Here is an 18,954-nt window from a genome sequence, read left to right on the forward strand (position 1 = left end):
TGAGCCGCCGCTCGCAAATTCTACACTGATGGTAGTCCATTTTCCACCCGTTCCAACGAAGGAGCAGGCCATGCCGTTGTGGCGCATCTTTCATCCCGAGAACTCGCTCACGCAAGAAGATCGCGAGGGCATCGCTAACGCGATAACCGAGTCCAATCACGAGTTCGTCCACATCCCGAGGTTCTTCGTGAACGTTTTCTTCCACGAGATGCCGGAAGGCACGATGTTCGTCGGCGGGAAGGTCACAACAAACTTCATCCGCATAGTGACGGACACCATTGCCGTGGCCATGCCGACGACCGAGATGCGTGCCGCGGCCATGAGCGGAACCGAGGCATTCCTGGCTCCGTTCATCAAGGACAAGGGGTACGACTGGGAACTTCATTTCGACGAGACACCGCGCGATCTCTGGCGCGTACAGGGCCTGATCGCCCCCGATCAGGGGACCGAAGCCGCAGAGCTGTGGTACCGCGAGAACAAGCCCGTGCCGTGGTATGACGTCGAGCCGATCCTGGCTCGATGAGATCTTCAGTGGGTGCGGCGCGCGTGCGCGCCGCACCCACTATTCTCTTGGGTGACCCCGGTCGCCGTGGTTGGCCGCTGTGGTCGGCCTGGCTGTCGCGCCCAGTCGTTCGCATGATCCGGGGTGTTGTCACCGACCGCAGCGACACGTCGGGGGGCTGCTGATATGGACGCGACCCCGCTCGTGAGAGCGAAGACTTCTTCGTACCGCACTCGCCAAAGCAGGACGAGCGCGAGGAACGAACTTGGCACGCAGGAGCAGCCACCGCGGCGTCGACACGTTCATCGATGTGATCTTCGACGCGTTGGGTAGGCGGTCCGTGGTCGCGTTGATCGACACCGCCGCTGCAGAGACGATCACTCTCGCGTCACGGCCCTGAACTAAGGCCGAGGAGCTGGTCGACGCGCTCCCTCTTCGCGTGGCTTTGAAGAGCCCGATGCCAGGAGTCGCGGGGCCAAGACCGCAGCCACCATCCTCCTGTCCATCGAAGGTGGCTCCGTGTTCCCTACCGCGGGATGCCTCGGAGCTCTGGTCCGAGGTGTTCGTCGCAATCGAAGCCGCTTCTCAACTACCGTAAAGAGAATCAAGGAGCGGCGCGTATGCGGCTTCAACGACCTTCCGGCGCAGCTTTAGGGTGGGCGTGAGCTCTCCCGACTGAACTGACCAGGTGTGACCGAGGAGCGTGAACCGCTTGATCTGCTCGGGCCGCGACAGGGCGAGGTTCGCCTCGTCCACCTGACGTTCGACCTCGGCCAGGACCTCGGGGTGCTGCACAAGTTCGTGTATGTCGCCGGAAATCTCCCGCTGTGCGGCGAAAGCCGCGAGCGCCCGAGTATTCGGCGTCATGATTGCAACCAAGTAGGGGCGGCCGTCGCCCACGACCATGACCTGGTCAACCAATCCACGAAGTGCGATGCGCGGTTCAATCGCGGTCGGTGCAATATTCTTGCCCGACCCTGTGACGATAATTTCCTTCTTGCGATCGACGACGTAGAGTCGACCATCGTCGCCGATTCGGCCGATGTCTCCCGTGACGAGCCAATCACCCCGGAAAGAGGCATCCTTCGCCCGATCCACGTTCCGATATCCCGGTGTGATTCCCGGCGAGCGCACCAAGATCTCGTCTTCGTCCGTGATGGCGATCTCGCAACCGGGAAGCGGGAAACCCGCACTGCCCGGTACCGTGCCGTCGTGGCGCTCCCACGTTGCGATGCCCGTGGTCTCGGTCAGACCGTAGGCCTCTGCGAGCGATATACCCACCGAGGCGAAGAAGCGCTTGACCTCGTCGGAGAGCGGCGCCGCGCCGCACGTGGCTGTGGTGACTTTGTCGAGACCCAGCACCGCCAGAACCTCGCGGAGCACACCTTCCCTCGCACGGATCGCGTCCGCCCGCAGGCGCGGCGAGGTGATCTCATCGCGTCTCACGGCCTCCCAGTACGCCAACAACGACGCCCGGTCGCGCTCGATCTCGTCGCTGCGCGAGTCGAACTCCGGGCCCTCCACGGTCTGCCGCCACGCATCCGCCAACTTCTCCCAGATTCTCGGCACGCCCATGAAGTAGCTCGGTCGGTGACGCACGAGGCTGTCCATCAGGTCGCTCGCGTTGGCGCAGAAGTAGACGTGCCCGCCCGCGGCGAGGGGGAAGTAGAGACTCCACAACCGCTCGGCGATGTGAGCCAGGGGCAGATAACACACGGCGCGGTAGGCCGATCGGAAGATGCCCATCGCATCCCACGCGCCGAGTTGCCAGAGGACGTTGGCATGGGTCAGGAGGACACCCTTGGGCGCCCCGGTCGTGCCCGATGTGTAGATGCACGTGACGACATCGTCGCCGGCGATCGCCTTGCGGCGGATTCGGAGAGTCTGCGCGCTCTCGGGTGGCGCACACCGCCCAAGGTCCAGCAGCGCACCCCACGTCATCTCGGGGCCGTCGACCCCGGACAACACGATCGTCTTCAGATCGAGTCCCCGCCCGAGATTCCGCACGCGCTCGGCCTGAACGCGATCTGGCACGACAACCACCGTCGGGCGCGCGTCGACGAGGATCTGCTCGAGCTGCTCGTCGGCGATCGTCGGGTACAAGCTGACGGTCGCGGCGGCACACGAGACGGCACCGAGATCGGCGATGACGTGCTCCGGGGTGTTTCCGACGAGCAGAGCGACCGTCCCACCCTGCTGGACCCCAAGCTGGAGGAGTCCTCGAGCGACCAATGTCACGGCGTCGGCATACTCCGCCCAGGTCGAGGTGTGCAATTCATCGCCATCCAACCACGACAATGCAGGCGCGGTCGGCGAATCGCTCGCCCGGGCCTCGAGAAGATCGAGGACCGTCTTCGGTCGAGGCGCGCCAGCGCGCGCAGCGAGGGGTGTGGACGTCATTGTTCGGTCTTTCTGGTGAGGGGAGGCTGCGGAAGGGACTACCGTCGATCGGACCGCCTCATCGGCTCCGGACGATGTGATCGCGGACCAGCTCTGTGAACTCGACCGGCTTCTCGACGTTGCAGATGTGGGCCGCACCCGGGATGAGGCGCAACTGTGCGCCGGAAATACTCGCCGCGAGTTCTTCGCTCTTCTCCGGGGGCGTGGCATGGTCCACCTCCCCCGCAATGACCAGAGTCGATGCGGTGATGGCGGCCGCATAGTCGCTGCCGTCAAAACCCGCGAGAGCAAGGCACGCGTCGGAGTACGCGCGCGGATCCATACGGCGTAGATGATCGAGGTGCGCGGCGACCGTCTCTTCGTGGCTCTGCTGGAATGCTTCGGCGAACCATCGGGTGCCCGACAGGTCGGCGATCCACCCGGTGCCTTCCCGCAGGACCCTCGCCGAACGGTCACGCAGGCCCGTCGGGGTGAGGATCGTCAGGCCCGTAGATGCGAGGATGAGCGAGTCCACTCGCGCCGGGTAGCGTGCCGCGAGGCTCTGTCCGATCGCGCCACCGATCGAAAGACCGCAGAAGGCGAAGGTGTCGACTCCGAGTTCGTCGACCACCGAGATCACGCCGTCCGCGAAATCGTCGATGGTCGGTGTGGACGGACTGAGCGCGGACTCGCCGTGGCCCGGAAGATCGAATGCGACGACGTTCCAATCGCTCGGGAACAGCTCGAGCTGGTCACGCCACATGGTGCGGTCGGTGCCCAGCGATGAAGCGAGCACGATGGTCGGGGAGCCCTCCGGGCGGGAAGCAGTGTAGGCGATAGCATTCATCAGGACCTCAGGTATTCGTGAACGATGTCGATCAGCCGGCCCATCGCGGGCGCGTCGTCTCGGATGGATGCGGCGGGAAAGCGGGGATAACCGGCATCGACACCAGCCGCCACCATCAGCGCCTTGCTCTGCGCATGCCACGGCTGTCCGGGGCCGAGAACGCCCTGCACCGATCTCTTGAACTCGGCGAAGTCGTCGACGATCGGCTGTGCCTGATCGACCCGTCCGGCCCAGACATGTTCGAACGCGTCCGATAGCCTCCCGCCAAGTGGCATTCCGCTGCCGATCTGACCCCGGCCCCGATGCTCCCGGGCGAAAACGGGAAACGTATCGGGGTCGAGGACGTCGGAGAAGATCTCGCTGTCCGCACCCAGATCCCTGAGCGTCTGAGATCGCCGCTCGAGCGACGGGGTGTTGTCTTTGATACCGACGACTCCGTCTATGCGAAGCAATCGTGTCATGAGCGGAACCGGCAGATCTACGCCTGTGACGACCGGGACGTTGTACACCAGCATGGGCAGCGGGATCTGCCGGGCCATCTCGGTATAGAAGGTGACGATTTCGTCGTCGCGGAGCCACCGCGCCGGCGGGATCGTGAGCATGACGCCATCCGCACCGCTGTCCGCGGCATGCCTGCCGAGCGCGACGGACTCCTCCGCCCGGATCGCACCGATCCCGACCAGCAGCGGAACATCGGCGGGTACGGCATCACGCGCAACCCGCAGCACCCTCTGCCTCTCGTCTATCGACTGTGCGACCCATTCGCCCGTCGTACCGTTGACGACGATTCCGTGTGCGCGTTGCGCCAGGAACCACGCCAGGACCGCGCGCAGGCGCCCCGTGTCCAGGGCTCCCTCGCGATCGAATGGCGTCGGGGCGGCGGCGAAGTACCCTCGCCAATTCGGGCTCACGCAGACACCGCCCGGATGGGCCGCTCCACGAGGACGGTGTCCTCCGGCGAAACGTGGCGGGTGATCTCGTAGTACGTCAGGAGGGAATACGGCCAGACCACGGTGTTCGTGCCGCGAGCGTTGCGATACCAGCTGCGCTCGGAGCCGGAACCCCACGCCATCTGACGGTTCCCTTCCTCGATCCAGTCGATGTACTCGCGGTAGGCCTTCTCGGTCGGCTCGATCGACTCCGAGCCGGTCTCCAGCAGCAGTCGCAGACACTCGGACACGTAATGCAGAGCACTCTCGGTCATGAAGGTCTGGCTGCCGATCGCTACCAATCCGGTGTTCGGCCCGTTGAGGCAGAACAGGTTCGGGAAGCCGGGCACCGTGATGCCGTTGTAGGCCCGGGACTCATCGCCCCACAACTCTCGCAGGCTCTGTCCGTCGCGGCCGATCACCTCGACCGTCCCGAGGTGATTGGTGCCGTAGAAGCCCGTCGCGAAGACCACGAGGTCGGCTGGATGGTGCACACCGTCGACGGTCCGGATGCCGTCCGCGTCGAAAGACTCAATTCCCGCCGTGACGAGCTCAGTGTGCGACTGCTTCAGCGTTCGGGCCCACACGCCGTTGTCGCGGAGCATCCGCTTCACCCCGACCGGATACGTGGGGATCACGGCGTCGAGCAGATCCTCGCGGCCCTCGTACTGGCTCCGGACATTGGCCACCAAAGCGTCTCGGAACCGCTGGTTCGGCTCCGAGACCGACCCCTCCGTCGTCCAATCCGGATCGACCTTCGCTAGGGCGTACTTTCCGATCGTCGAGTGCCACACCTCCCACAGGCGCAACCACCGATGATAGCTCGGGACGTTCTCCATGAGCCAGCGTCGCCCCTCGGTGACTTCGGCCTGGTAGAGCGGCGCCGGGAGCATCCAAGGCGCACTTCGCTGGTAGATCGTCAGCGAACTCACCTCATCGACGATCGCGGGGGCGATCTGGTAAGCGCTCGCGCCCGTCCCGATGACGCTGACGCGCTTGTTCCGATATTCGACATCCGGGTGCCATTCGGCCGAATGGACCGTCTCGCCACGGAAATCGTCAAGTCCCGGGAAGTCTGGGATCTTCGCCTGGTTGAGGAATCCAACCGCGCTGACCAGCGCATCCACCCGGACGGTCGAGATGTCGCCCGAGTCCAGGCTTTCGACCGCCAGTTGCCACTGTCCATCGAGCCAGGTCGCCCGCGTGACCCGCGTGCGGAAGCGCACACTACCGCTCAGCCCTTCGCGATCGGCGAATTCCGAGAAGTAATCCTCCAACGTCTCGCGCACCGCGAAGTGCTGATTCCAGTCGTTGCGCTGGAAGAATGAGAAGCTGTAGGCGAGTGTGCTCGTGTCGAGACGGCACCCGGGGTACGCGTTCCAGCGCCATGTCCCGCCCACCCGGTCGGCGGCTTCGAACATGACGAAGTCGATTCCCAGGCGGCGGAGGGACGAAGCCATCGCGAGTCCCGACTGGCCGGCGCCCACGATCCCCACGACGAACGAACGGCCGGGGGCCGCCTCGGCTTTCGCCCAGCCGGGTTCCTCGACATCCCCGAGCTCATGCCGCATCAGTTCGGCATGGTCACCATCGCCCGCCGTCAGGAAGTCGATGATCTTCTCGGCGGGAATGGCTTCGGCGGCAGCGGCGCCACTGTCGAAATAGGTACGCAGCGCGTGTGCGGCGCGCGCGTAGGCGGTGCGGGCGGTCTCAGGATCTAGGCCCGCATGCTCGGGTATGGTGACCATTTCCCGTTCCAGCCGGGGGCGGAACGACGGGTCGATGAGCTCGCGGTCACCCGTCAGTTCCGCGACCGCGCACAGCAACGGGATGAGCTCTCCGTCCTTGATGAACCGATCGATGTCGGATGTCAGCATCGCGTTCACTTCAGGTGCGTGAGGAAGTGCTCGCGCGCTGCCCCGGCGGCGAAGTCGAAACCCTCGCCCTCGTACACGTCGAAGTGCCCGCCGTGGAAGAGGCGAAGATCCTTCGGCTCGCGCGCCTCGTGGTATGCGTCGAGTGCGATCTGGAACGGTGCGACGGTGTCATTGTCGGCGACGACCATCATCAAAGGTGTGGGCGACACGCGTGAGATGTACGAACCGGGCTCGAAGCCCAGGACCAACTCCATGGAGCGGACCGTGAGCTCGTTGCGCCAGTTGGGGGCCGACTTGGCCGCTTCCGTGAACCACTCGTACGTCTCGGTCTGCGGCATGACGGCCTGATCGAACGGGTTCGGCGCTACGGCGGGCATCGCGTTCGGCTCACCGCCGTTGAAGCGGTGCATGCGGTCCGCGTCCAGCTGTGCCAGCGCGTGCGAGACGAAGTCGGGCCGCAGATTGCGCATGAGCATGGCGGATCCCGAGACGCCGGGAACCTGCGCCACGACAGCCTTCACACGGCGGTCCGTTGCGGCCACCATGATGACCTGACCACCGGCGAAGCTCGATCCCCAGATCCCGATCCGATCGGCATCCACCTCATCGCGCGTCATTGCGTAGGTGATGGCGTTGCGTATGTCACGCGACTGCAAGACCGGGTCGGCCTCCTGACGGGGGGTGCCCTCACTGGCCCCGAAGTTCTGGTGGTCGTAGGCGACAACCGCGAACCCGGCCGCAGCGAAATACCGTGCGAACGAGTCGAGGTGCATCTCTTTGACGGCCGACAGGCCGTGCGCGAGCACGATGGCCGGTGCAGGGCCCTGGACGCCCTCCGCCGGGTAGAACCACCCGCGAAGAAGTGCGCCGCCCTCGCCTCGGAACTCGATGTCTTCACGTGCCATGGTCATCTCCGGTCTCGTTGGATCGTGGTACCCCTCCAGGATGCGCGCCTGCGGCCACCCCCCATAGAACGCCCGCGCCCCGTGGAGGTACGCTCGCGCCACCCACACACACCGGGCGTGCGGGTACCACCCGCGGTCGCAATCGTTCTAGGTCGGTTGGTCGGGCCCTCCTAACGTGTGGACAGGCGCGATCAGCGTCGCTTCACCGGAGGGAAAACGAGATGATGGCTGCGCGCCGAATAAAATTGGGACCGGTCCGGACTCGGTACTTCGACGAGGGCTCCGACGACGGACCGATCATCGTACTGCTACACGAGGGCGCATACGGCGGCGACGCCGAGAACACCTACCACCGCATGATCGAACCGCTCTCGGGATTCCGCCTGGTCATTCCCGAGATGTTGGGGTTCGGCGGCACTGACAAGGCCGTCTTCTTCGGCGAGAACCCCTATGAGCCACGCCTGCGTCACCTGGCGTCCTTCCTCGATGCCCTCGACCTTCGCGACATTCACGTCGTCGGGAGCTCATTCGGAGGCGGGATGGCGTTGCGGATGTCGATCCGCGAGGAGACCGCGTGGCGCATGAGGTCGGTCACGAGCATCTCGGGAACAGGTGGGCCCTTTCGCATCCCGGAGGCCGCCGCTGACATGGCTACCTACACACCGAGTATCGAAGATGCACGCCGGATCGACGCGTGGATCCTGCCATCCGGAGTCGAGGACGAGGAGCACTCGCGGGCGCGACTGGAGAGCAGCATGCGCCCCGGACACTGGGAGTCGATGATGGCTCCCTCTCTGCGCAATCCGGCCGCACCCGAGGATGCCCGTTCATGGGACTTCCCCGAGGCCCTGGCGGCGGGCACCCGCCCCACCATGCTCGTCGTCGGAGATCACGACCGCTTGCTCGAGCCCGGATGGGAGGCCGAGCTGGCGAGACACATCCCGGACGTCCGCGTCGAGCACCTGCCCTCGGGTCACTCTCCGTATGTCTCGCACCCACGGGAGACGGCCATGCTCATCGACGCGTTCGTCACCGAGGTCGAAAACCGCTGACGAAACGGCCGATCCCCCTCACGTCCATGAGTGAGGGGATCGGCCGTTTGGGCGTCAGGACGGGCGGGTTCAGCCCTCGTCGCTCCGTCGGGCCAGCGCAGCCGCGGCAGAGACCTGCAGGCTCCAGAAGTTCCCGTGGGTCGGGTACTTCGCCATCATCGTTCCGATGAGCTCCTCGATCGTTGTGGATGCCTCATACGCCGCCGCGAAGTCCTTGATGTAGGAACGCGTCTGGGAGATCATGGCTTCGACCGCGCGATCGTCGCTGTCGGGACGACGGTGACCTGCGACGATCATTCGCGGTTTGAGAGCCTCGACGATGTCGATGGTCCGCAGCCAGTCCTTCCACTCATCCGGGGTCCCGAGGGCCAGCATCGGGTGGATTTCGTTGTAGATGCCGTCGCCAGCGACCACGAGATCGAGCTCGGGGACGTGGACGATGCTCGTCGGATGGATATCGGCCTGGGGCACTTCGATGATCTCGACCTCGTAGCCGTCGACAAAGAGTGTGTTACCCACGAGCTCCTCAGGCATCGGTCCGTGCTCGACGCAGCGGTCACCGAAGAACATCTTCCACTGTGCTCGCTGTGCCTCCCAGGTCTCTCTCATCGACGCCAGGACAGAGGGGAGCGTCACGGCCTTGGCTCCCGGGAAGCGCTCCAGGAGCGGACCGATGCCGAGATAGTGGTCGGCGTGGTCGTGCGTGACATAGATCGTTGTGAGCGTCTTTCCCGTGCTCTCGATGAGGTCTCCCAGCGACTCGACGTCCTTCTTCAGATGACCGGCGTCGATGAGGACGATCTCAGACGGGCCGCTGATGAGGGTCGCGTTGGCCGGGCCGAAGGTCCCCTCGGGAACCTCGCCAGGCTCTGACGGGATGCGCGGCCACTCTCCCTGGAAGACGGTTGCACGCAACGAGGGAGGAGGAGTGACGGCTGACGGCAGATTGGGCATATGTGCCTCCGGATCGTGGGGTCGGACTATGTGTCATTCCCCACGCTACGAAGACGGCGGTCCTGTGGATAGAACCACCACGTCCGCGAGTGGGACACGTGCGCCGCGCCCGCGACGCACTCGCCTCTCTTCGGGTCGCGTTACGACGGCGAGCGACCAGGAATCGGAAGGCTGCGAGCCAGTCAGCGTCGAGCACCCCGTCGACGCGTCGATGATCGAAGGACGCAGTCACCGAGACATGTGTCCGGATCTCCACTCGTACGTCCGCGATCGCTGGGCCCTCGACGGCCGCTCCGTCCGCCAAGATACCCACCTGCCGCGGATTGATGATGGCCGAGAAGCTCTCAACGCCGCACACTCCGAAGTCCGAGATCGTGAAGCATCCGCCGACGATCTCGTCCTGCCTCAGCGCCCCCGCGTCCGCACGTTGCGCGAAGTCGCGCACGAGCCGGCCAATGTTCGTCGCGTTCCATCTATCGCCCCCTCCCCAGCGGAGTGGCCAGACCACGATCGGAGCCGATAACCGCCGAGATGCCCACGCTTTCGAAGCGTCGCACCGCATCGGCGGCCCACCTCACCTTCATGCCCGGCACGGAAGGGCACGCATGCGCGGCCGCCTTGACGAGGAGGTCGTCGATGGAGACCTTGATCGGCGCCACTGCGTTGATCTGCGAGCGCAGAGCAAGGTGCGCATCGACGCGCAAAGTGGCACTCAACGAGACGTGCGGCACCGTCTGCTCTCTCGTTACGAGCACCGAAGCGATCGCGCGACGCGTTCGGGAATGGGGGGGGATAACCGTTTCCGTCAACGTTGGCCTTCTGGGTCTCTACGACGGCAATCGCGTCACCGGCTTGCAGCGTCGACCCCACCTCCATCGTCCACTCCACGAGCGCCGCCTCAGTGGCGTCGGCCGTCGCCCTGGGCATACGCACGATCGTCGCCATCAGCGCGCCCCATGACCGTCAGAGGTGATCGGGACAAGTGCAGCCCTCACGGAGTCGGTGTTCGCGAGCGCTGTGGTCTCCGGAACACGGCTGACGCTCGGCGGCACCTCGGCACCGACGAAACGTTCCAGGGGCGCGTCGAGTCGCTCGAACAGTCGACGCCGGATCGCGTAGGCCAGGACTACGCCGTAGGAGATCTGCTGCAATCCCTGCTCGACGATCAGCACTCGGTTGCTCTTCTCCACGTTCGCCTCGACGGTCACCCAGTCAATGCTCACGAGATTTAGCCATCGCAGGTCGACGGCCTCCTCATTAGGCCTCGGCCGCGTCCACGGACGCCTGAGCCATCGACAGAAAGGCCAGGACGGTCACCACCGCACCCTCGCGCCTCACGGCCGCCTTGCTGATCGGGATGAAGAAGGCGCGATCGGTCAGTGGAACGGCCCCTCCGTGCGATACAAGTCCGCGTCGTTCTCCAGCACGTCGATCGGGTCCTCCCTGCGCAGCGCGGTGTTCATCATTCCGATGCAATCCATCGGCGTGGAAGGCGGAGCGATTCCTCATCCGGCGGAGGTCGCCATGAAACCGGCGGTGTCCATCGATTGCTGCGAGCCGTAGCCGGTCCGCGAGCCCTCGGATCTCCGACAGGCTGCGCCGCAGGACCCTCCGAGACAACGGCACCGAACGTCTTGGCCGAGAACTGATGGTGTCCACGGTGCGAACAGTTGACCTTATCCGCGGCCGTCAGCGAGCGGATCGAGCCGGCGGGGCCGCCTCCTGACCGACGCTGGAGTGGGCCGGGTCGTTGATGAGGCCCTGGCCGGCGCGAACGAGCACCGCCTCCTCGAAGGTGGGTACGAGGTGGATCTGGGCGAACATCGCGGTTGACAGGTGCGGATCGGCTTCGCACCAGTCCGTCTGCGTCGTAGTGAGCCGAACCCAAGGCGGCCGCGGGCTGGAGCTTGGTGATGGCACTCGTCTGTTCCTCAGGTGTTGTGTGGGAACGCAGGGAGAGGAGGTGGCGGGCGGATATCTCACCATCGCCCGACGCTCGGCAGACCGCCGGGCCATGATGAGAGCGCTTCGATCAGGCCGTCTGGGGCACCTCCCACGGCACGGCGCGGTTCTCCTTGATCCACCTGTCGAAGATCTCGGGGGAATCGACCGGCGCGACGATACCGTCCACCCGCCACAGATCGAGCGGCGTCTCGTCCAGATTGATCTCGCTGTGATACCCGCGGTCTTGGATGAACGGGCGCATTGCCTCAACGAGGACGGACATCGCACCTGCACGCATCTCCGCCGTCGGCATCTGACGGGCCGACGTGTCGGCCATGATGCGCACGAAGTTGTCGCGCGACTCACCGCCCGTATAGGTGTTGTTGGGCGCGATCTCGTCGAAGTAGACGTTCACGAAGAACGCGGGGATCTGCACGTAGAGGGTGCATGCGTCCGTAATCGCCTTTGCGATGGCCTGTTTGTCCTCGTCGGTATACGCGCCGATGGGCGTGCTGATTTTGAAGTACGGCATTTCGGGTTCCTCTCGCGACTGCCAGCGTCATCGCTGGTCCGCCCGGCACACGCGCCGGTAGGTAGGAAGCCAAGGTAAGTTCGGGAGGCCACGGGCGCGTAGAACATCGACGCCATGGATGAGGATCGATGCGCCACACTCGAGGATCCAGGCGGCAGAAGGTCCGTGGCGTAGGGATCTCCCTCACCGAGGTGCGAGGTTTCATCGGTTATGCGAGCCGCGCCGATTCTAGGCACCGACGGCGACCTCCGCCGCCGCCCGAGCCGCCAACGCGGACAGGACGGCGCCGGGTTCGAAGTGACCCATGGATCGTTGCGAGAGCACCCGAGCACGCCCGAAACGAGACGTCAGGACCGCCGTCGCCTGAGCAATCTCACTCGCCACGGCCGCCGCGCTCTCCGCCGAGCGCCACGTCTGCTCGGTCTGCGACAGCAGCGCCGCGGGTCATCCCGATGCCGTGGTCTCCATCGCTGGCGATCGCATCCAGGTCACCGAGCTTCGATGCTCGTGGCATCCATGCGTGACACTACCCGCGCCACCCTCGACGATCCTCTTGGCGGCGAAGCGCTGGGCGAGGAGAAGATGTTGTCCGTCACGGCCCCGACAAGCAGCCCCTGGCCGATCCACCCCGGTAAACGCCGGGTAGTGCCCCGCCACGCTTCCGGAGACGACGGCGACTTTGCTCGACCGCGATGCGATCGCGCGCACCGCGCCGCCGAATCCTCGTCGGAGAATACCGCCCTGATCTTCGTACCCCAACGAGAGATCGACTCGATCGAGATTTCGCGCCCACGTGCATCCCACGCGAGGTCATGCCGCACAGTACAATGCTCTTGCGCATCGCTCGAACCCTCGCTGCGCTGGTCACCGGGGATCACAAAACCACGCCCGTTGTCATCGACCAGCAGGGTGATAAATCCGCGAACCGTAGATGAACCCGAGCGGGACGAGGCTCGCTTGCGCATGCGCGACGACGCTGGCGAACGACTCCTGCGTGACTCAGCACATGTGAAGCGCGATCTCGCTCGAGACATCATGTACCTCGCCGCTCACCGTGAGGTCCGTATTGAGTCGAGCCTCCGCCTCAGCCCGGTAAAGCTCGAGCACCAGGCCCTGCTCGTGCGTGCGGCCTTCCGGCGTGGAAGGCCCGATGCTGCGAGCCGTGCGTCGGAGAGAGCTTCGATGGCACCGTCGTATACTGCCTGCAGATGCATCTGCACGTCATGACCGTCGCCGAGCCGTCGTCGCCCATCACCGATGTGACGGACGACCGACTTCAAGGATCGGCCCATGGTGTTGTAGATGTCGCTCACGGCGCGCTCGCGCACGTTGACCACCGCCAGTTCGCGTTCGCGGGCCGTCGCTCGGGCGTGCAGCTGCGCTGTCTCAATCGCCATCGCGGCGTGGCGCGCGAAGAGATCCAGGATCTGCACGTCCGCCGCGGTGAACGATTCCCCGGGCTCATCGCGGACGATCACACACGCGCCCACGAGCTGATCGGCCCACCAGATCGGCACCCCGATCACGGGGCACAGGTAGCGGGGATCACGTGGCGGAATGTGACTTCCGGCGATGGAGGGACACAATTCGGCGATCACCGCTCCGCGGCTCCGCACGACCGCACCGGTCGCTCCTTCCTCGAGCGAGAACGTCTGCACCTCCTGGCACCCCACACCGAAATCCACGTGCTTGGTGCAGGTGCCCGCATCCTCGTCAACGAGACAGACGGAGCCCGAGCGGCAGTTGAGCAGCCGGGCGGCATTTCGCGGGATCCGATCGAGCAGCGGGTGCAACTCGAACCGTCCGACCAGGTCAGCAGGGCAGGCGGTGATCGCTCGCAGCCGGCAGTCGTTTTCGTGATCGCCTCCGCGGGGCCCGTCGGGACGCCCCCGAGGAGCTTGCGCTCGCGACATCCGCGACCCGTTCACTCAGGATCACGACGTTCGCGCCCGGCGTGCGGAGTGGGTGCGACGGCTCCGCCCGGCCGCCTGCGCGAGGGGGGTGCCGAAGGCCTCGCGGTAGGCTCCGGGCGCCGAGCCGAAACCGCGCCGGAACTCGCGTCCGAAATGGCTGGCATCGCAATAGCCCCAGCGGTGGGCGATGGCCGAGATCGTCGACGCGCTACGGACCAGATCGTCGCGTGCTGCAGCGAGCCGTCGTGCGCGCACGACCTCGCCCAGGGTGTCGCCCGTCGAGGAGAACGCCCGATGGACGGTTCGCGGCGCGACATTGTGCGCCCGCGCCATGTCGGCCAGACGGATGGGGCCTTTATCGAGGTGCTCGGCGATCCATTGCTCCATCTGCCGGCGCAGGACCGACAGCAGGTCGTTGGAAGCCGTGTCGGTGCGGGTACCGCTGATCAGACCGGCAAGCAATGCCAGGAGCGCAGAACGTGTGCTCTCGATCTCTCCCCCGGACATCCCCGGGAGTCGTCGATTGACGCTCATCAGGAAGTCATAGAAGACGAGGGTCAGCGGGGACGAGGCTGTCTCCAGCAGCAAGTGATCCGGGAGTCGATGCGTGAGGCCGAATCCCGAAAGCGCCACGGCAGGCACCTTGATCGTCCGCTTGGTGAGATGGTCGGGAATCGTGAACGCCGCGGCGGTTCGGTTGTTCAGCAACAGGATGTTCCCCGGCTGCAGGACGAAGGTCTCGTCGCCGGTGCGCAGGTGCTGCCGCCCGGCCAGGGGAGCGAGCACCAGCAGGGACTCGGCCTGATCGGCAAGGCGGTCGGCACACACCGTCCCCTCGCTCGCCGTGCAGACCCAGTCCGTCACCAGCAGGTCGCCGAGATCCCCGCTCGTCGTGGTGAGGGTACGGCGGGTCGGATCGATCGTCGTGATCTCGAGCGGAACGAGGCGACGTTCCACGTCTTGCGGTGGGATCGGTCGCTCTCCCACCGAATACCCCATCGACATGTCGACGGTCGCATCCATCGTCTGCAGCAAACTCATTCCACACCTCTCTACTTGAGGCGGACGATCTGGAGGGTCTCACACGCCCCGACAGTCGCGCTGTTCCTCGATGAACTAGATCGCGACAAACCCTAACCAGGGCCACAGCACCCCAACCGAGGACCGGCGATGGCGGCATTTCAGTACCAGAAGCTGGCAGAACTCTTCTACCCGCGCGCCACGTTCGGCCCGCGGCCACTGCCTGGGTCCGTCGCGCACCGTCGTCGCGCACCATCCTCGCGTCTGGCATCGCGATCCCGGCGCGCGACGCCTTGGTCCTACCCGGCATCGGACCCCTCTCGATATCCTGGCCCCACCTGCGGCGGAGCGCGTGTGGCGACACGAGGATGACGGGGAGCTCGACATGAATGCATCCGACTCGCACCTCGCGAGCACCGGCGAGTTGGCGAGACTGATCTTCGGCGATCCCGCGGAGGAGATCGCCGTCTCGCCGGAGATGTGGGGGTTCGGTGGCCTGCACGGCGGCTTGACGCTGTCGCTGATGACGGCGTCGGCCGCTCGCGAGGCGCCCGGTCTGGCGCTGCGCGGCATCACGGGTCACTTTCACCGTGCTGTGCGCGAGAAGCTCGCGTTATCGTCCCGCGTCGTACGGGCTGGCCGCAGCGCACAATCCGTGGAGTGTGCAGCCACGAGCCCCGATGGTCTGTGCGTGACTGCGACAGCCACCTTCGGACCACCGCAGCCGATCGGGGTCGAGATCACTCCCCCGATGCCAGCCGTGCCCACGCCGGATTCTGTCGAGCCGTACGATGACGTGCTCGGCAAGTCGCCGGTCATGGACAGCGTCGAGGTGCGTCCTCTGGGGGACCTGCGCCCGTACCATGGCGGTCCGACGGCGATGATGTGCGCCTGGATGCGCGTACGAAAGTTGCCCACGCCGGCCTCGCAGCGTTCCGTGCTCTTCTTCCTCGACGCTCTTCCGCCGTCCTACTCGGCCGTGATCCGAGAACGTCGGGCGGTTCCGACCCTGGAGCTCTCCGCACACCTCTCGTCGAGACCGGCATCATCGCCGTGGGTGCTGGTACAGGCCACGACCCTCGCGGCCGAGGACGGCGGATGGGTGACGGAGGTCGCCGATGCCTGGGATGAGTGCGGGGCGCACCTCGGGCGTGCACAGCAGTTGAGACTCGCGCTCGGGGCCCGCTGACCGGGCACACATATGACACGTTCTGGCACCAGAGTTCTATATTCGTCGGCGGATCGCGGGGAGTGTGGACTGCGCCACCCGTGCCGAAGCGACCTCAAAGACGAGGAACGTCGCTGACATCGACGTCAGACCAGACAGCACGGGCCAACCCGCGTATACGAAAGGCCTGAGAATGACCTCTCCTGACAGTTCGGCATCGATGACGGACATCGATTATCCGGCGACGACGAAGCCATCCGAGCGACGCCGCGTCGTCGCTGCCACCGTCATCGGAACGACGATCGAGTGGTACGACTTCTTCATCTTCGCAGCGGCGGCGGGCCTCGTGTTCGGTCAGTTGTACTTCGCCCCCGCGGGATCCGCGGCGGCCACGCTCCTCGCGTTCGCCACGGTGGGAGTCTCCTTTCTCTTCCGCCCCCTCGGCGCGTTCCTCGCCGGATCGCTCGGCGATCGCTACGGCCGCCGAATCGTGCTGACGTTCACGCTCGTCCTCATGGGCGCGGCCACCACGCTGGTCGGGCTGTTGCCGACATACGAGATGATCGGGGTGAGCGCGCCGATCCTCCTGGTTCTGCTCCGCATCCTCCAGGGCGTCTCCGCGGGCGGGGAGTGGGGGGCCGCCGCCCTGATGTCGGTGGAGCACGCTCCCGTCAAGCGCCGCGGGCTGTACGGATCGTCTCCGCAGGTCGGGGTGCCTCTGGGATTGCTGGCGGCTTCGGCGGTCATGGCCGCGATGACCGCCATCGCGCCGGGGGACGCGTTCAGCGAATGGGGTTGGCGCGTGCCCTTCTTGATCTCCGTGCCACTCATCGCGGTGGGGTACTTCGTTCGCCGCGGCGTGCAGGAGAGCCCTGTCTTCACCGCGCTCGCGCAGCGCAAGGATCAGGTTCGCACGCCGCTGATCACGCTCTTCCGGCGGCATTCGGGCACCGTGATCCTGGCAGCTGTCGTGTTCGCCGGGTCCGGCGCCGTGGGCTACATGACCACGGGCGGGTTCGTTCAGAACTATGCGACCAACCCCGATGGGCCGGTGGCGCTCGAGCGTGGACCGGTGCTGTGGGCGGTAGCGGTGTCCTCGGTGGTCTGGTTGCTGTCGACGCTGTTCGGCGGGTGGGTCAGCGACCGACTCGGCCGCCGTCGGACCATGGCCATCGGATCGGTCGCTCTCTTCGTCGGCGTCCTGGCTCTGTTCCCCCTGTTGAACACGGCCACGCTCGGCGGACTCGTCGTTGCCCTGGCGTTCCTGTCGATCGGAAACGGAATCATCTACGGCCCTCTGTCGTCCTTCTTCGCGGAACTCTTCCCCGTACGGGTGCGCTTCTCGGGTGCCTCCGTCTCGTATGCATTGGGGTCGATCCTCGGCGGAGCATTCGCTCCTATGATCGCCACAGCCCTCGTCCAAGCTACGGGGTCGACGCTTGCCGTGACCGTATATCTCTCCGGGATGACGACGCTCGGGCTCGTGGCCGTGCTTTTCTTGCCCGACCATACTGGAATCCCACTCGCGCCTCAGGACAACGGTCAAGTCGGCGTTCGGGTCTGATGCACGGAGAGGTGACATCTTGTCCTGCTCCACGGAAGGGGTTCCAGTTTCGGTGGCTGGCTGGTGACCTGATCCGGAAGGCTCATCCTCATGCCACGTCCCTATCCGTCGGAGTTTCGTGCTCGCGCTGTCGCGCTCTCGAACTGAATCCGCCAGGACGACATCGACAACGGCCGGCGATCCGGTGTCCCATCGCCGGAATCGGCTGAGCTTCGGTAGCGAAACGTCGCATCCGAGAGCTCGGGACTGAGCTGCTGATCGTCCGGCAAGCGGCGAAGCTTCCCCGACAAGGAGCGTCTCCGTCCAAAATACTCTTCCCGGTGATCGACCGCCCCGCCGATCCCGGGCTCCCGATCGACTACTGCTGCCGCGACCTCGGAGTCGCCCGGCAGCACTCCTACCGCGTCAAACGGAAGCCCGTGACCCAGTCCGCGCTGCGCCGGCGGTGGCTGACCGGGTTGATCCGGGAAGAGAACGTCACCTCACGCGGGACCTACGGTTGCCGCCGCGTCCACGCCGACTTGACGATGGCGATGGGGGTCGACGTCGGCGAGCGGACGGTGCACAAGCTGATGTGTCTGGCCGGGATCTACGAGCTCCCCGACCCGGTCCGCACCAAGCGGCTCCGTCGCGTCGTCAAGGCCGACGATCTCGTGAATCGCAAGTGCGCCCGGCCCCCGTCCGAACGACCTCTGGGACACCGACGTCACGCAGAGTCGCACATGCGAATGCTGGGTCGACTGCGCCGCAGTGCTTGACGCCTACAGTCTTCGCATCATGGGCTGGTCGATCGACTCCAAGCAGGAGACCACACTTGTCATCAACGCGCTCGACATGGCCATCCGGAATCGTCACCCCGCGCCGGGCGGCATCGTCCATGCGGATCACGGGACGCAATCGACCTCGTGGCCCTTCGGAGAGAAGATCCGCTCCGCTGGGTAGCTGCCCTCGTTCGGATCGGTCGGCGACGGGCTCGACAACGCGATGATGGAGAGTTTCTGGTCATCGATGCGGATCGAGCTGCTGAACAGGAAGAAGTGGAACACCAGTATCGAACTCGTTGACGCGATCTTCGAATACGTCGAGATCTTCCACAATCGCCAGAGCCGAAACTCCGCCCTCGGCTACCGCACCTCGATCACGTACGAGATACTCGAAATCAACGACGTCCCCGCCGCGAGTTAGCGCCCCGGAGTGGAACCGAATCCCTGGGGCAGGTCAAGGTGTCACCTCTCCGTGCGTCAGCCCCGGTTGCCAATACCTTACCGCGCGAATCGAACCCAAAGATGCGAGTCACCCGGCGAGGCGACCCGCCGCCCGCGTTGAGCAGGAGCTGCAGTGATTCTTCCGCACGGCGGCCGCGCATGG

General features: G+C 65.5%; 16 protein-coding genes and 3 pseudogenes. 5 read left to right on the top strand and 14 right to left on the bottom strand.

What is annotated here, in order from left to right; translation table 11 throughout:
- Positions 1 to 70 precede the first annotated feature (70 nt).
- Positions 71 to 523, top strand: a complete 453-nt coding sequence (locus tag GB932_RS06575; RefSeq protein ID WP_156759897.1) for a tautomerase family protein — start codon at positions 71 to 73, stop codon at positions 521 to 523.
- Between the two features lie 564 nt (positions 524 to 1,087).
- On the opposite strand, the gene GB932_RS06580 is transcribed toward GB932_RS06575, so the two are convergent.
- From GB932_RS06580 to GB932_RS06600, 5 genes are read right to left on the bottom strand one after another with little or no spacing between them, the layout of a single operon-like run.
- Entirely contained in the window at positions 1,088 to 2,902 is a 1,815-nt protein-coding gene (locus GB932_RS06580) for an AMP-dependent synthetase/ligase (RefSeq protein ID WP_197517344.1), read from the bottom strand.
- A gap of 58 nt (positions 2,903 to 2,960) precedes the next feature.
- The gene (locus tag GB932_RS06585; protein ID WP_156759899.1) at positions 2,961 to 3,728 is read right to left on the bottom strand and encodes an alpha/beta fold hydrolase; all 768 of its coding nucleotides are present in this window, start codon (positions 3,726 to 3,728) and stop codon (positions 2,961 to 2,963) included.
- A complete protein-coding gene (locus GB932_RS06590; protein WP_197517345.1) occupies positions 3,728 to 4,639 on the bottom strand; it encodes a dihydrodipicolinate synthase family protein in 912 nt (303 codons plus the stop codon). Before GB932_RS06590 ends, GB932_RS06585 begins: the two co-directional genes overlap by 1 nt.
- Positions 4,636 to 6,534: a flavin-containing monooxygenase gene (locus tag GB932_RS06595; protein ID WP_231916064.1), complete on the bottom strand. Its 1,899-nt coding sequence runs from the start codon at positions 6,532 to 6,534 to the stop codon at positions 4,636 to 4,638. Before GB932_RS06595 ends, GB932_RS06590 begins: the two co-directional genes overlap by 4 nt.
- 5 nt (positions 6,535 to 6,539) lie before the next feature.
- On the bottom strand, positions 6,540 to 7,541 hold the full coding sequence (locus tag GB932_RS06600; protein ID WP_197517346.1) for an alpha/beta hydrolase: 1,002 nt from the start codon (positions 7,539 to 7,541) through the stop codon (positions 6,540 to 6,542).
- A gap of 119 nt (positions 7,542 to 7,660) precedes the next feature.
- Between GB932_RS06600 and GB932_RS06605 the strand changes: the two genes are divergently transcribed.
- Positions 7,661 to 8,491, top strand: coding sequence for an alpha/beta fold hydrolase (locus GB932_RS06605; RefSeq protein ID WP_156759902.1), 831 nt, complete (start codon positions 7,661 to 7,663; stop codon positions 8,489 to 8,491).
- Positions 8,492 to 8,560: 69 nt separating this feature from the next.
- Here GB932_RS06605 and GB932_RS06610 read toward each other — a convergent pair whose 3' ends face one another.
- From GB932_RS06610 to GB932_RS06650, 9 genes and pseudogenes are all read right to left on the bottom strand, one after another.
- On the bottom strand, positions 8,561 to 9,445 hold the full coding sequence (locus GB932_RS06610) for an MBL fold metallo-hydrolase (RefSeq protein WP_156759903.1): 885 nt from the start codon (positions 9,443 to 9,445) through the stop codon (positions 8,561 to 8,563).
- A 166-nt stretch (positions 9,446 to 9,611) separates the two neighbouring features.
- Positions 9,612 to 10,007, bottom strand: a pseudogene (locus GB932_RS20675) (2-oxo acid dehydrogenase subunit E2); the annotation flags it as partial.
- Positions 9,919 to 10,254, bottom strand: coding sequence for a 2-oxo acid dehydrogenase subunit E2 (locus GB932_RS19585; protein ID WP_156759905.1), 336 nt, complete (start codon positions 10,252 to 10,254; stop codon positions 9,919 to 9,921). The pseudogene GB932_RS20675 and the gene GB932_RS19585, both read right to left, overlap by 89 nt.
- 10 nt (positions 10,255 to 10,264) lie before the next feature.
- Positions 10,265 to 10,390: pseudogene (locus GB932_RS20680) on the bottom strand (biotin/lipoyl-containing protein); the annotation flags it as partial.
- Positions 10,390 to 10,686: a transketolase C-terminal domain-containing protein gene (locus GB932_RS06630; RefSeq protein ID WP_156759906.1), complete on the bottom strand. Its 297-nt coding sequence runs from the start codon at positions 10,684 to 10,686 to the stop codon at positions 10,390 to 10,392. The gene GB932_RS06630 and the pseudogene GB932_RS20680, both read right to left, overlap by 1 nt.
- A gap of 791 nt (positions 10,687 to 11,477) precedes the next feature.
- Positions 11,478 to 11,921 (bottom strand): tautomerase family protein, encoded by a 444-nt coding sequence (locus GB932_RS06635; RefSeq protein WP_156759907.1) that lies wholly within the window; start codon positions 11,919 to 11,921, stop codon positions 11,478 to 11,480.
- Positions 11,922 to 12,149: 228 nt separating this feature from the next.
- Positions 12,150 to 12,305 (bottom strand): DAK2 domain-containing protein, encoded by a 156-nt coding sequence (locus GB932_RS20685; RefSeq protein ID WP_197517350.1) that lies wholly within the window; start codon positions 12,303 to 12,305, stop codon positions 12,150 to 12,152.
- A 665-nt stretch (positions 12,306 to 12,970) separates the two neighbouring features.
- Complete coding sequence (locus GB932_RS06645; protein WP_197517351.1) at positions 12,971 to 13,714, bottom strand: GAF domain-containing protein; 744 nt, start codon at positions 13,712 to 13,714, stop codon at positions 12,971 to 12,973.
- 141 nt (positions 13,715 to 13,855) lie between these two features.
- Complete coding sequence (locus GB932_RS06650; protein ID WP_197517352.1) at positions 13,856 to 14,875, bottom strand: helix-turn-helix transcriptional regulator; 1,020 nt, start codon at positions 14,873 to 14,875, stop codon at positions 13,856 to 13,858.
- A 364-nt stretch (positions 14,876 to 15,239) separates the two neighbouring features.
- Between GB932_RS06650 and GB932_RS06655 the strand changes: the two genes are divergently transcribed.
- The 3 genes and pseudogenes from GB932_RS06655 (at position 15,240) to GB932_RS19390 (ending at position 18,771) form a co-directional block, all read left to right on the top strand.
- Complete coding sequence (locus GB932_RS06655) at positions 15,240 to 16,043, top strand: thioesterase family protein (RefSeq protein ID WP_156759909.1); 804 nt, start codon at positions 15,240 to 15,242, stop codon at positions 16,041 to 16,043.
- A 199-nt stretch (positions 16,044 to 16,242) separates the two neighbouring features.
- On the top strand, positions 16,243 to 17,586 hold the full coding sequence (locus tag GB932_RS06660) for an MFS transporter (protein WP_156760108.1): 1,344 nt from the start codon (positions 16,243 to 16,245) through the stop codon (positions 17,584 to 17,586).
- 147 nt (positions 17,587 to 17,733) lie between these two features.
- Positions 17,734 to 18,771: pseudogene (locus GB932_RS19390) on the top strand (IS3 family transposase).
- The last annotated feature ends 183 nt before the right edge of the window (positions 18,772 to 18,954 follow it).

Origin of the sequence: Microbacterium karelineae (genome assembly GCF_009745985.1) — a bacterium.
GTDB lineage: Bacteria > Actinomycetota > Actinomycetes > Actinomycetales > Microbacteriaceae > Microbacterium > Microbacterium karelineae.